We start from the raw sequence: 12,020 nt of genomic DNA on the forward strand, positions 1-12,020 counted from the left end.
TCCGGTAGATTCCGGAGTCTTTGGCGGCGGGGACAGCACGAGCACGGAGGGGCCCTCCTAGGAAGCGGTTCGGTCGGCGGCATAGGGCCGATTCGCCCCAAAAGATACCGCCGACCGAACCGGCCGCCGTCACATCACGCCGGGGAAGACGGGGTCGCCGGGCACCTGGGCCGCGGAGGGCGGTGCCTGACGCTCCGATGACGGACGGCTCGGACGGGACGCGCACCCGGAAGCGCGTCCCGTTCCGTTTCCGGGGAGGGGGTCCCCGACGTCTCCCGGGACTGCCCGGGAGACGTGGTCTGGTTACTCTCTGTGATGGTCGGAGCCGACGGGGTGGCCAGAGGCCCCCGGAACCGGGGACCCTCCGCACCGGCCGCCCCGCCGGCTCCGTGGAGCCGCCGTGGGGACGGTGAACCGCGGTGGCTGCGCTCCACCGGGATCACCGCCCTGTCACTCCCCCACGGCGGCGAGCACGCGGGCGACCTTGGTCGCCGCGCCGGCCGGATCGTCGACGGTGTGCATCCGCTCCCCCCAGGACCAGCAGTACCACCAGTCCGGCAGGTCGGCGGCCTGCGCCGGCCGACAGGTGACGTTCTCGGTCAGGCTCGTCGCGTTCGGATTGATCACGCGGACGAAAACGCGTCCACTCTGTGTTCTGACCACTCGCGCGAGCAAGCCGCGGGCGTCGAGTTCGGACACCAGACGCTCCAAATGCCCGAAGTTGTCGTCCCCCACCTTTCGTCCCTCCCTGTGATTCCGGAACCGGTGCGCCAAAGATGACTCATGGCGGCGGGCGGCGCAACGCGGCCCTCTGCTCACAGGGAGTTGCCTTCTCACCCGGGGGATGTAAGAAACAGTCCGCGGTAGGACGATCCTTAACCGTAAGCTTCAGAAGAGCGTTTTCTTCCTGTCATCAATAGTCCATAGTCGTGGTTAGGCGGACTGCAACCTAGACGCTACTCAGAGTGACTAGGCTGTGAGCCGGTCAGGACTCAGCGTGAGAGGGGCCGGGATGTCCGGCAGACAGCACAGGGAAACGGAGCAGGCACGGCGGATCAGGGCCAAGGGCCTTGCCGTCGGGCGCACCGCTGCCCAGATCGCTGAAGAGATCTACGAGGCGTGCAGCGCCCAGTACGGCACGACCCGGGTCAAGGCTCAGCGGCTGGCGTGCGGCATCGCGCTGGCCGACGTCATCGAGCAGATCCGGGCGTTGTTCCAGCGTGACGACAAGGCGGCGCCGGGCATCGGCGAGACGCTGCTGTCGGCCTACGAGAGCGGGCTGAAACGCCCAGGCCCCGAATACCTGCACTACCTGTGCACCGTCTACCGGGTGGAGCCGGCCGCGCTCGGCTTCGACGGGCCGTGCATCTGCGGCCACAACCACCGGATGCCGGGCACGGTGGCCCTCGATCTGGAGGGGCGGCACGGCGCCGCGCTGGCGGTGCCGCCGGATCTGCCGAAGCCCTCGGCGCATCCGGACCGGATCTCCGACAGCGAGGAGGATGAGAACATCCTCCGGCGCACGCTTTTACAGCTTCTGTCCAGCGATCCGAGCGAGGCCAAGCTCGACGGGCCGGTGCTCGGCGCTTGTGAAGGCATCCGGCGGCGGATGGACTACACGCTCGTGTCGGCCACCGTCTCCCCGGCGATGCTCGACCAGTGGGAGGAGGCGACGCTCGCGTTCGGCCGGCAATACACGACCACGGCTCCGCTCCGGCTGCTGTGCGACGTGCTGCTGGAGCTGAGCGCCGTGCGCAACGCGATGTCGCGGCGGCAGCCGATCGACCTCCAGGAGCGCCTGTGCCGCATGGCCGCGCAGCTCGCCGGGCTGAGCGGCATGATCATGATAAACCTCGGTGACCAGCGGCTCGCCCGCTCGTTCTTCCGCACCGGGCGCACGGCCGCCGACGAGACCGGCGACCGCGCCCTGCGCGCCTGGGTGACCGCCCGCGAAGCGCTCGTCCCGCTCTATTACGGCGACGCCCGCGAAGCGCTCACGCTGGCCAAGAAGAGCCGCGACCTGGCCGGCCAGACGCCCTGCGTCGCCCAGGCGATGGCGCCGGTCGTCGAGGCCAGGGCGCTGGCCATGCTGTCGGGCACCGACAGCAAGAAGGAGGTCGTCGACCAGGCCAAGCGGGCGCTGGCCCGGGCCCGCAGCGCGTTCGCCCACATGAAGACCGACGACCAGGAGGACATGGCGTTCGGCTACACCGAGAAGCAGCTCTACTTCTACCAGGGCGACGTGCTCACCAAGCTCGGCCAGACCCTGGAGGCCGAGGTCGTCCTCGACCAGGCCCTCGACAAGTATCAGGACCACATCCTCGATCAGACGCTGATCAGGTTCGACCGGGCGCAGTGCCGCGTCATCGAGGGCGACCTCGACGACGCGATCAGGATCGGCCGGGAGGCGCTGCGGCTGCTCGGGCCCGAATACCGCACCGACTTCATCATGCGGCCGGCGATGGCGCTGGAGCAGGCGATCGTCGCCAAGAACCCCAACCATCCGGACCTGCCGGCCTTCAGGGAGGAGCTGCGGCAGCCCCGCCAGCTCCACAAGGAAGGGAGTGGCGGTGCATGAGTCTCCGGATACGCCGCTACCGCTGGTCTGACCTCGACACCATCCAGACCCTGCACAAGATCTGCCTCGCCGAGGTGGGCCTGACGCCGGGCGACGGTGTCTACTACGACGACGACTTCCCCCGCATCCAGGAGCTCTACCTGGCGTGCGGGGGCGACTTCCTGGTCGGCGAGGCCGACTCGCACGTGGTCGCCATGGGCGGCCTCAAGCCGGTCGACACGGAGACGGCCGAGGTGTGCCGGCTCCGTGTCCACCCGGCGCACCAGCGGCGCGGTTTCGGCGCCGCCATGCTGTCGGCGCTGGAGGCCCGGGCCGTCGAGCTCGGCTTCCGCTGCCTGCGCGGCGACACCACGCTCAACCAGGGGGCCGCCCTGGCCCTGTACGCCCGTCAGGGCTGGCGTGAGACCTCCCGCCGCCAGATCGGCCCGCTCACCGTCGTCTACGGTGAGAAGCGCCTCGTCCCGGCGACCGTCGAGCTGTAGCTCCGGTCCGCCCCTCCCGGACGCGCCACCTGCCTTGTTCCCCGCCTCTCCGGACGGTGCCGGAGGGGCGCGGCGATATGGAGGGGAATCGGCGTTTCGGCTGAGCCAGAGGATAAGGTTGCCCGGTCCTTCGAGTGAGGGTCTTCACTCCAGGTGGTAGAGGAACATCACCAGACGCTGCCTGTACTCCGGCGGCTTCACATCGTAGTGGCATGCTTCCTGGCATGGCAGTCGTGCCCGCTCCCCGCCCCCTTACGGGAGCCGTGCTTCTGTTGTTCGTCAGCGCCGCATGGGGGTCGGCGTTCCCGCTGATGAAGGATCTCATCGAGCGGTTACCAGTGGACGACCTGCTCGCCGAGCGCTACTCGCTGGCGGCCGTCACGCTGCTGCTCATCCGGCCCCGCTGCCTGCGCGGGCTGTCACGGGGGACGTGGGTCAACGGGATCGTCCTGGGGGTCATGTTCGGGGTCGGGCAGGCGGCGCAGGCCGTCGCGCTGGACAGCCTGTCGGCGTCCGTGTCGGGGTTCGCCGTCGGCTGCAACGTGGTGATCACGCCGCTGATGGCGCTGGCGCTGTTCCGGGTCCGGGTGCCGGTGCGGGTCTGGATCGGGGTGGGGCTCGCGCTGGCCGGGATGACCGTGTTCACGCTGCTGCGCAACTCGGAGGACCACCCTGTCGAGATGCTGGCGCTCGGCGTGACGCTCTCGGCCGCGGCGCTCTACTCGGGCCACACGCTGATGCTGGCGCGGCTGTCGAGGAAGGGCGAGGGCTTCAACGCCTACGCGCTGACCGTGATCCAGCTCGGCTCCATCGGGGCGCTGACGGGCGTGCTGGCGGTGCGCGACGGGGTCTCGCTGCCGGCGTCCGTGCCCGACTGGGCGGTGCTCGCGCACCTGTCGGTCATCTCCTGCGCGCTGGGCTTCCTGGCTCGCTCGTACGGTCAGGCGCACGTGCCCGCGGTGCCCAGTGCGGTGCTGATGTCGTCGCAGCCGTTCTGGGTGGCGGCGATCGCCGTGATCTGGTTCGACGAGGCGCTCGGCTGGAGCATGGTGGTGGGCGGCGGGCTGATGGCGGTCTCGATGCTGCTCGCGGTGCCGTCGTCCGGCGCGGTCGACGAGACCGACGCCGAGCGCCGCCGCCTGCTCGTGGTGTCGCGGCGGGCCTCGCGGGTGCTGGGCGAGCTCAAGGTCAGGCGCGGCGACCCGCTGAACCTGTCGGGCGAGATCGCCCCCGTGCTCGTCAAGCGCTCGTGCGCGAGCATCGGGCAATGTCCGCGGACCGAGCATTCGCTCAAGGGCGTGCGCGAGCCGAGCCTGGAGCGGCTGATCGAACGCGCGACTTTGATCGTGCGTTCCAAGAATCTTTCGCCTCCCGGCTGCTGCCAATCGGTGACCTTGCTGGGCCGATGCCTGTGCGAGCTGATGGCGGAATCTGAAGAAAGGGGATCTTCTCAGCCTTTGCCCGGCTGGTTTCGTCCTCAATAGGCACAAATCACCACAAAACTAAGAGCACGAATGGCTATTATGCCCTCACTTATTCATCGTTAATCTTGATAATCGGTGGAGTGTCCGAATAATAGAATTACCCCCAGTGGAGAGGTGCACCATGAAACGCATCGCCGTCCGCAAGCCCGGTACCGCGCGGTTGGGTGGGACCTCCAGCGTCATTCACAAGGGGTGATCGAGGAAAGGTCCCACCTCGAGGTCGTGGGCGGTCCGTCCGCCCGCACGCGAGAGGCGCGGCCGCTGATGCCGATGATCGACGGGCATCGGCGGCCGCGCGGTCCTTACACCGTGGGAGCAGCGCTGCTGGCCCACCTGGTCCCGGCCGTTTTGGAACGGTCCGCCGACCTGGTGGCCCGCCACGACATCGAGATCCGCGCCGTCGCGCCCGAGCTGCGGCGCCTGGTGCCCGCCCGGCGGGTGACCGTCGACGCGGACCTGCCCGAGGACGAGCGCATCCTGGTGCCCGCCCCCCGCCGCACGCTCCGGCTGGCCAACGGGATCGCCGAGTTCGTCCGTACGGCCGTGCCGCCCGGCCACGACCTGGCCGTCTGCAACGGCGACCAGGCCGACCCCACCGACGTCGAGCTGATCGGCGTGCTGATGCGCCGCGTGCCGCCCGCCACGCTGGCCATCACCCTCTACTCCGGCGGCCCCGAACCGCCTCCCGACACCCGTGACGCCGCCGAGCTCTGGACCCTCGTGGACCGGTGCGTACACGAAGGGTTCCTGCACGCGGTGGCCGAGCTCGCCGGGCGCGGGCTGACGCTGAGCGAGCCGGGCGGCGAGCAGTGGTGGCGGTTCGCGCAGCGGGCCGCGACGGCGCTCGGCGGGCTCGGGCGGCGGGGGGAGGCGCGGGAGCTGTGGGAGCAGGCCCGCCGCGCCAGCCGCGACCCCGCCGTGCACGCCGCGAGCGCGTACGGCCTGGCCATGCTGGACGCCCGCGACCCCGACCCCGAGCGGCGCGACCTGGGCCGGGCCCGGGGCTGGATCAACGAGGCGATCGCCATCTCGACGCTGCTGCCCGACCCGGCGCAGCGGGCGTTCAAGCTCGGCTTCGACCGTAACGGGCTGGCGCTGATCGAGTTCAGGCAGGGGCGGCCCGACCGGGCGCTGGCGCTGGTCGAGTCGGCCATCGAGCTGGCCCGCGAGCTGGGGGAACGGCATCCGGTGCACCGCATGGTGCTGCTGGCCAACCGGGCGCAGCTGCTGGCGGCGACGGGCCGGGCCAAGGAGGCGCTGGAGGACTACGCCGCCGCGATCGCGATCGACCCGATGTTCCCCGACCACTACCTGGACCGCGGGAACCTGCTGGCCAGGCTGGGCCGCGACGCCGAGGCGCTGGCCGACTACGAGACGGCGCTGCGGGTGGGGCCGCCGCTGCCGGAGGCGCACTACAACCGGGCGGAGCTGCGCATCGCCGCAGGTGACGTGGAGGGGGCGCTGGCCGACCTGGGCCGGGTCGTCGAGCTCGACCCGTCCTTCGTGGACGCCTACGTCAACCGCGCCGGGCTGCTGGCCGCGCTCGAACGCGACGACGAGGCCAGGGCCGACGTCACGGCCGGGCTGGCGCTGAAGCCGGACAGCCCGCACCTGCTCACGGTGCTCGGCCAGCTCGAGACGGCCGCCGGGCGGCTGCCGGAGGCCAGGCGGGCGCTCGACGCGGCCATCGGCCTGGCCCCCGGGCTGGCCGCCGCATGGGGCAACCGGGGCGTGCTCCGCTACGAGGCGGGCGACCTCGCGGGCGCGGTCGCGGACCTGACCCAGGCGATCACGCTGGAGCCGCAGCCCGACCTGTACGCCAACCGCGCCGTCGCGCTGCGGGCGCTGGGCCGCACGGCCGAGGCCGAGGCGGACGACGAGCGCGCCTCCCGGTGACATCATGGCCGCATGGCAGGACGAACCGGGCGATCCGCAGGGGTGTACGCGGCACTCGGGCTTCTCTGGTGGGCCACGATCCGGCTCGCCCGGAGGGGGATGTCCTGCGGCGACTGGCCGTGCCTGGCTCCCAGCGTCGCCGCGCTCGTCCTCATCACCGCGGCGTTCCTGGCGGGAGCCGCCTGGGTGCTGGGCCGCGTGGGGGTCGCGCACGGCCGCCGGGTGGCGGTGCGGGCCGCCTGGATGCTCGCGGTGCTCCGGCTCGCCGGAGAGGCGCTGCCGTCGTGGACCGCCTCCTGGCCGCAGGCCGCCACCGCGGCGGCGGCGTTCGCGGTCGCGGGCGGCGCCGCCGGGTTCGCCACCACGCCCGGCCTGGCCGCCCGGTGGCGGCGGCTGACCGCGCTCGGGGTGCTGGCGCTGGTGCCGCTCGCCCTGATGGCGATCTGGCTCCGCGCGCCACTCTGAATGCCGCCGGAATCCGGTTACGGTGGGCGGGTGGGCTTCAACGCGCTGCTACGTGATCTGCAACGAGGAGCCGGCGCCCAGGCGGCCGGCATCAGCCGGGGCCATGGCGGCCCGCCCGCGCGCACCGTCGCCGTCAGGTCGGGGCCGCACCGGCTGCGCTGCGCCTCGCTGCTCAAGCCGCTGTACGCCTGGGTGACGGCCGGGCGCATCCCCGACGCCGAGCGCTGGCGCCGCCACGCCGAGCCTGCCGTGGTGATCTCGTCCAACGCCGACACCCGCAGCCTGTGGCTCGCCGTCGGGCCGCTGGTCATCCTCGACGACATCTACCAGCGCACCGGCGTCGCCTGGTCGATGCACAACGGCGACCCGTCACGGTTCGGCTCCGTCGAGGTGGCCGCCGAGGAGGTCGCCACCGCCTACGCCGCGCTCGCCCAGGCGGCGCTGGCCGGCGACCCGGTCGCGGGCGACGTGCTGGAGTGGATGCGCCGGGTGGAGGGCTCGCAGGCGTTCGGCGCGCGTGAGGTGCTGGAGGCGCCGGAGGCCGGGGTCAAGTGCGGCTGGTTCGGCGAGCCGGACGAGACGTGCCTGCGCACCCACGCGGTCGCCGTGCTGCCCAGCGGCGGCACCCGGGCCACGGTCGTGGTCGCGCTCACCGCCCAGCCCTACACCGACGCGCACGAGCGCGAGACCTACCACGCCAGGGCGGCCGACGGGCAGCCGGTCGAGGGCGAGCACGAGCGGATAGCGGGGCCGCTGCTGCGCGCCCTGATGGCCGAGACGCTGGCCGAGCTGGGCTACCGCGACACGCCCTGACCCAGCTCGGCGACCACCGCGGCCAGCGTGGGCGGGTCGACCCGCTCGGGCAGCTCCCGGGCCCACAGGTGGCCGAGATAGGCCTCGCGCTCCTCCGGGGTGAGATCGCGCGGCTCGACCGGCGGCCGGGCGGCGTCGAAGCGCGCCAGGAAGAACGCCTCGGTCTTGACGTAGCGCACGCCCAGCCAGGTGAAGTCGCGCTCGACCGCGACGTGCCGGTCCAGCACGGCCGAGCCCGGCAGCCCGGTCTCCTCGGTCAGCTCCCGCCTGGCCGCCTCCAGCGGCGTCTCGCCCGGGTCGAGCCCGCCGCCCGGCGGCTCCCACACGTCCTGGCCGCTGACCTTGTCGTACCAGTGCATGAGCAGCACCCGGCCGTCGCGGTCGAGGCAGACGACCCGGGCGGCGGGGCGGTCGCTGGTGAGCTCCATCCGGTCAGCGTTTCATGGCTCCGTCCGCTATGGCATCGGCGGCCTCGCTGATCGCGATGCCGACGATCTCCAGGCGGCGGACGAGCTCGCGCTCCTTCATCGCCTCGGCCGTCAGCTCGCCGGAGAAGATGCGCGAGATCTCGTACTGGTACATGCGCCGGATCGCGCTGCCCGTCTTCTTGGCCTCCAGCGCGTCCTGCACCACGGCCGACGGGCTGGAGACCAGGTCGCGCACCGCGTTCTCCAGCGCGTCGATGCCGACGATGACCTGGTCGAGCAGGGGCGTGAAGCGGATCTGGTCCTTCACCTGGTACAGGTGCGACTCGCGGACGAAGTCGCGCAGCGAGTCGAGCACGTCGTCGATCGAGCGCGACAGCCGGAACAGGTCCTCCCGGTCGATGGGCGTGACCAGGGCCGACTTGAGCTCCTCGACCAGGCGGCGGCGCTCCTCGTCGCCCAGGTGCTCGATCGAGCGCATCTGCTCGTGCGCGCCCGTCCTGCCCACCTCGCCGCCGATCATCGCCATGGCCAGCCAGGCGCCCTCCTTGGTCGCCGCCAGCTGGCCGAGCAGCGCTTCGGACAGCGCGCTGTCCATCCGCCCGGCCAGCAGGTCCCGGATCCGGCGCAGCCGCCTCACCCCGCAACTCCCTTCCCCGCGTACGCCGCCAGTGCCGCGAGCGCCGCGCTGGCCGGCAGCGTCAGCAGCCACGCGGTCACGATCTTGACGGCGGCATACCAGCGGACCCGGCCGCCGCCGTGGTTGACTCCGGCGCCGATCAGCCCGCCGGCGATGGCCTGAGTCATGCTGACCGGCATGCCGAGGGCCGAGCAGCCCAGCACCGCGGCCCCGGCCGACAGCTCCGCCGACACCCCGTGCAGCGGGCGGAAGGCGATGATCTCCCGGCTGAGCGTGCGGCCCGCCTTGGGCAGGCCGTACAGGGCTCCGAGGCCGAACAGGACGGCCACCAGCGACGTGTACGGCAGCGGCGCGCCGGAGAAGCCGAGCGCGATCATGAAGACGGCGAGCATCTTCTGCCCGTCGTTGGCCGCGTACGCGACGGTCTGGAGCAGGAAGCCGGCCCGGTGCCAGTTCCACAGGCCGCGCGCGGTCGTGAGCTTGAGCAGCAGCACGGTCGTCGCCCAGGCCAGCAGCCCGCCGACGACGGGGGCGGCCAGGCCGAAGGCGAGCACGAGCGCGACGGAACCGCCCGAGACCGGCAGCCCCCAGCCGAGCCCGGCCCCGGTGAGGCCGCCGACGACGGCCAGTGTGAGGCTGGTCGGCCTGCCCTTGGCGCTGAGCACGAGCACCACGGTCAGCGCGCTGAGCACGGCGATGATCGTGGCGATCCGGCCGCCGGGGCCGTCGAAGGTGGCCAGTCGCGTCACGAACGTCAGCGCCACCTGGTGCGTGACGAGCGGGACGAGCGCGACGAGCACGACGAGCGTGAGGATGCCCGTGACGGGCCGGACCGTGGGCAGCTTGAGGCCGGTGGCCAGCAGCGCCCCGCCGTCGTTCATCCCGGTCACGACGGCGAACAGGCCCGCGATCGCGACCAGCACCACCGCGTCGAGCGGCACACACACCCCCTGGCAAGAAACGTCCGTAATGTCCTAATACCTACCCAAGATCGGGTGGATCAGCGCACCCGCCCGGCCGGTAGGCTCTGACCACCATGAACGCTGCCGAATACGTCCTCACGCTGTCCTGCCCGGACCGCCCCGGGGTGGTGGCCGCCGTCGCCGGCCTTCTGGCGCGGCACGGCTGCAACATCACCGAGAGCCAGCAGTTCGGCGACCGGGAGCAGGCGCGCTTCTTCATGCGCGTGCAGTTCACCGCCACGCTGCCCGGCGACGAGGTGCGCGCCGCGTTCGCCGCGCTGGCGCCGGAGTTCGGCATGCAGATCCAGCTCCGCGACACGGCCACCAGGCCGCGCGTGCTCATCATGGTCAGCAAGTTCGACCACTGTCTCAACGACCTGCTCTACCGGGTGCGCTCCGGCAGCCTCGACGTCGAGATCGCCGCCGTCGTCTCCAACCACCCCGACCTGCGCCCGCTCACCCAGTCGCATGGCATCGACTACCACCACCTGCCCGTCACCCCCGACACCAAGCCCAGGCAGGAGGCCGAGGTGCTGGCGCTGGTCGAGCACTACCGGATCGACCTGGTCGTGCTGGCCCGCTACATGCAGGTGCTGTCGGAGGACCTGTGCGCCAAGCTCGCCGGGCGGGCGATCAACATCCACCACTCGTTCCTGCCGTCGTTCAAGGGCGCCAGGCCCTACCACCAGGCCCACGGGCGCGGCGTCAAGCTCATCGGCGCCACCGCCCACTACGTCACCTCCGACCTCGACGAGGGGCCGATCATCGAGCAGGAGGTGGCCAGGGTCAACCACAGCCACTCGCCCGAGGACCTGGCCGCCATCGGCCGCGACGTCGAGTGCACGGCCCTGGCCAGAGCCGTGAAATGGCACGCCGAGCAGCGGGTTCTTCTTGACGGACACAAGACCGTCGTCTTCCCTCGCTGACGTTAACCGGCCGCCGGAGGGGGCACGGCGACGGCATGCCAGAACAACCGAATTCCACGCCGCCGGCCCAGGACCAGCCCTACCCCGGACACACCGGGCAGATGGCGCCCGAGCCGCGCGACGAGATGCGCGGCTACACCGGCCGCGGCCTGCTCGACGGCAAGCGCGCGCTGGTGACCGGGGGCGACTCCGGCATCGGCCGGGCGGTCTGCGTCGCCTTCGCCAAGGAGGGCGCCGACGTGGCCATCGCCTACCTGAGCGAGCACGAGGACGCCAACCACACCAGGAAGCTCGTCGAGGAGGCCGGGCGGCGCTGCGTGCTGATCCCCGGCGACCTCGCCGACCGCGACAACTGCCTGCAAGCCGTCGAACGGGCCGTCTCCGAGCTCGGCGGCCTGGACATCGTCGTCAACAACGTCGCCTACCAGGCCCCGGTCGACTCGCTCGACGAGCTGACCGACGAGCAGTGGGAGCACACGTTCGCCGTCAACATCCACAGCTACTACCGGGTGACCAAGGCCGCCCTGCCGCACCTGCGCGAGGGCGCCGCCATCATCAACACCTCCTCCATCAACGGGCTGCGCGGCAACAAGACGCTCATCGACTACGCCGCCACGAAGGGAGCGATCAACGCCTTCACCTACTCGATGGCCCAGAACCTGGTCGAACGCGGCATCCGGGTCAACGCCGTGGCTCCCGGCCCGGTCTGGACCCCGCTCATCCCCGCCACGTTCCCGCCGGAGAAGGTCGACGAGTTCGGCAAGCAGGTGCCGATGAAACGGGCGGCCGACCCCGACGAGATCGCGCCCTCGTACGTCTTCTTCGCCGCCGAACGGCTCTCCTCGTACTACACCGGCGAGATCCTGGCGCCGATCGGAGGGGAGACGCTGCCCGGCTGATGAGAGTTTTCTCATCAGAGCCTCAGACTCGTCTCCTCGGAAGACGGCATGCTCGGTGCCATGAAACGTCGAGCACCCCTGGTCATGATCGTGGCCGGCGTGGTCCTGGCCGGGTTCATGGTGTACGGGTTCACGCTGGCCGCGGGCAGCGGGCCGGAGCTGGGCGGTCCCGTCGTCGTGTCACGCAGCGCCGGCTCGGAGGGCGCCGCCACCCCGGAGCGGACCGCGCCGGAGCCGGCCCCGGAAACCACGCCGGAAAGCACGCCAAAGGCCACGCCGGAGGCCACGCCGGAGGCCACGCCGGAGGGGACCCCCGCCGGAACGCCCGAGCCGGCGGCCTCGCCGTCCAAGCGCAAGACCAAGGCCGAACCGGTCAGACCGCCGTCACCCAGGCCAGGGGGCGACGACGATGACGATGACGACGGCGGCGATGACGACGACTGATCAGGC

At 71.6% G+C, this 12,020-nt stretch carries 13 protein-coding genes; 9 read left to right on the top strand and 4 right to left on the bottom strand.

What is annotated here, in order from left to right:
* Positions 1–450: 450 nt before the first annotated feature.
* Positions 451–699, bottom strand: coding sequence for a hypothetical protein (locus tag AB0G11_RS30875; RefSeq protein ID WP_308125713.1), 249 nt, complete (start codon positions 697–699; stop codon positions 451–453).
* A 313-nt stretch (positions 700–1,012) separates the two neighbouring features.
* On the opposite strand from AB0G11_RS30875, the gene AB0G11_RS30880 reads away from it, so the two are divergent.
* The 6 genes from AB0G11_RS30880 to AB0G11_RS30905 all read left to right on the top strand — a co-directional run bounded on the left by AB0G11_RS30880 (position 1,013) and on the right by AB0G11_RS30905 (position 7,718).
* A complete protein-coding gene (locus tag AB0G11_RS30880) occupies positions 1,013–2,578 on the top strand; it encodes an XRE family transcriptional regulator (RefSeq protein WP_219503991.1) in 1,566 nt (521 codons plus the stop codon).
* Positions 2,575–3,060, top strand: coding sequence for a GNAT family N-acetyltransferase (locus tag AB0G11_RS30885; protein WP_357590138.1), 486 nt, complete (start codon positions 2,575–2,577; stop codon positions 3,058–3,060). The genes AB0G11_RS30880 and AB0G11_RS30885 overlap by 4 nt, the downstream gene beginning before the upstream one ends.
* A 263-nt stretch (positions 3,061–3,323) precedes the next feature.
* Positions 3,324–4,544, top strand: a complete 1,221-nt coding sequence (locus AB0G11_RS30890; RefSeq protein ID WP_219503997.1) for a DMT family transporter — start codon at positions 3,324–3,326, stop codon at positions 4,542–4,544.
* A 309-nt stretch (positions 4,545–4,853) separates the two neighbouring features.
* Positions 4,854–6,440: a tetratricopeptide repeat protein gene (locus AB0G11_RS30895; RefSeq protein ID WP_357590140.1), complete on the top strand. Its 1,587-nt coding sequence runs from the start codon at positions 4,854–4,856 to the stop codon at positions 6,438–6,440.
* Between the two features lie 12 nt (positions 6,441–6,452).
* On the top strand, positions 6,453–6,905 hold the full coding sequence (locus tag AB0G11_RS30900) for a hypothetical protein (protein WP_219504000.1): 453 nt from the start codon (positions 6,453–6,455) through the stop codon (positions 6,903–6,905).
* Between the two features lie 30 nt (positions 6,906–6,935).
* Positions 6,936–7,718 carry a hypothetical protein gene (locus tag AB0G11_RS30905; protein WP_219504003.1) on the top strand — a complete coding sequence of 261 codons (783 nt, stop codon included), beginning with the start codon at positions 6,936–6,938 and terminating at the stop codon, positions 7,716–7,718.
* On the opposite strand, the gene AB0G11_RS30910 is transcribed toward AB0G11_RS30905, so the two are convergent.
* The 3 genes from AB0G11_RS30910 to AB0G11_RS30920 are packed head-to-tail and all read right to left on the bottom strand — an operon-like array spanning position 7,700 to position 9,724.
* A complete protein-coding gene (locus AB0G11_RS30910) occupies positions 7,700–8,146 on the bottom strand; it encodes an NUDIX domain-containing protein (RefSeq protein WP_357590142.1) in 447 nt (148 codons plus the stop codon). The two genes, AB0G11_RS30905 and AB0G11_RS30910, sit on opposite strands and share 19 nt — an antisense overlap.
* A 4-nt stretch (positions 8,147–8,150) precedes the next feature.
* Positions 8,151–8,783 (bottom strand): DUF47 family protein, encoded by a 633-nt coding sequence (locus tag AB0G11_RS30915; protein WP_219504010.1) that lies wholly within the window; start codon positions 8,781–8,783, stop codon positions 8,151–8,153.
* Positions 8,780–9,724: an inorganic phosphate transporter gene (locus tag AB0G11_RS30920; protein WP_308125715.1), complete on the bottom strand. Its 945-nt coding sequence runs from the start codon at positions 9,722–9,724 to the stop codon at positions 8,780–8,782. Before AB0G11_RS30920 ends, AB0G11_RS30915 begins: the two co-directional genes overlap by 4 nt.
* A gap of 95 nt (positions 9,725–9,819) precedes the next feature.
* Here AB0G11_RS30920 and purU point away from each other — a divergent pair, with 95 nt between their 5' ends.
* The 3 genes from purU to AB0G11_RS30935 are packed head-to-tail and all read left to right on the top strand — an operon-like array spanning position 9,820 to position 12,014.
* A complete protein-coding gene (purU, locus tag AB0G11_RS30925; protein ID WP_357590144.1) occupies positions 9,820–10,671 on the top strand; it encodes a formyltetrahydrofolate deformylase in 852 nt (283 codons plus the stop codon).
* Positions 10,672–10,706: 35 nt separating this feature from the next.
* Positions 10,707–11,570 (top strand): SDR family oxidoreductase, encoded by an 864-nt coding sequence (locus tag AB0G11_RS30930; RefSeq protein WP_219504016.1) that lies wholly within the window; start codon positions 10,707–10,709, stop codon positions 11,568–11,570.
* Positions 11,571–11,630: 60 nt separating this feature from the next.
* A complete protein-coding gene (locus tag AB0G11_RS30935; protein WP_357590146.1) occupies positions 11,631–12,014 on the top strand; it encodes a hypothetical protein in 384 nt (127 codons plus the stop codon).
* Positions 12,015–12,020 lie beyond the last annotated feature (6 nt).

Source organism: Nonomuraea sp. NPDC023979 (genome assembly GCF_040639085.1).
In the GTDB taxonomy this organism is placed as follows: domain Bacteria; phylum Actinomycetota; class Actinomycetes; order Streptosporangiales; family Streptosporangiaceae; genus Nonomuraea; species Nonomuraea ceibae.

Bases quoted from the DNA above. Each gene is read 5' to 3' on its own strand.
- AB0G11_RS30930 (WP_219504016.1), top strand. From the start codon at position 10,707: ATGCCAGAACAACCGAATTCCACGCCGCCGGCCCAGGACCAGCCCTAC.
- AB0G11_RS30910 (WP_357590142.1), bottom strand. From the start codon at position 8,146: ATGGAGCTCACCAGCGACCGCCCCGCCGCCCGGGTCGTCTGCCTCGAC.
- AB0G11_RS30880 (WP_219503991.1), top strand. From the start codon at position 1,013: ATGTCCGGCAGACAGCACAGGGAAACGGAGCAGGCACGGCGGATCAGG.
- AB0G11_RS30935 (WP_357590146.1), top strand. From the start codon at position 11,631: ATGAAACGTCGAGCACCCCTGGTCATGATCGTGGCCGGCGTGGTCCTG.
- AB0G11_RS30900 (WP_219504000.1), top strand. From the start codon at position 6,453: ATGGCAGGACGAACCGGGCGATCCGCAGGGGTGTACGCGGCACTCGGG.
- purU (WP_357590144.1), top strand. From the start codon at position 9,820: ATGAACGCTGCCGAATACGTCCTCACGCTGTCCTGCCCGGACCGCCCC.
- AB0G11_RS30885 (WP_357590138.1), top strand. From the start codon at position 2,575: ATGAGTCTCCGGATACGCCGCTACCGCTGGTCTGACCTCGACACCATC.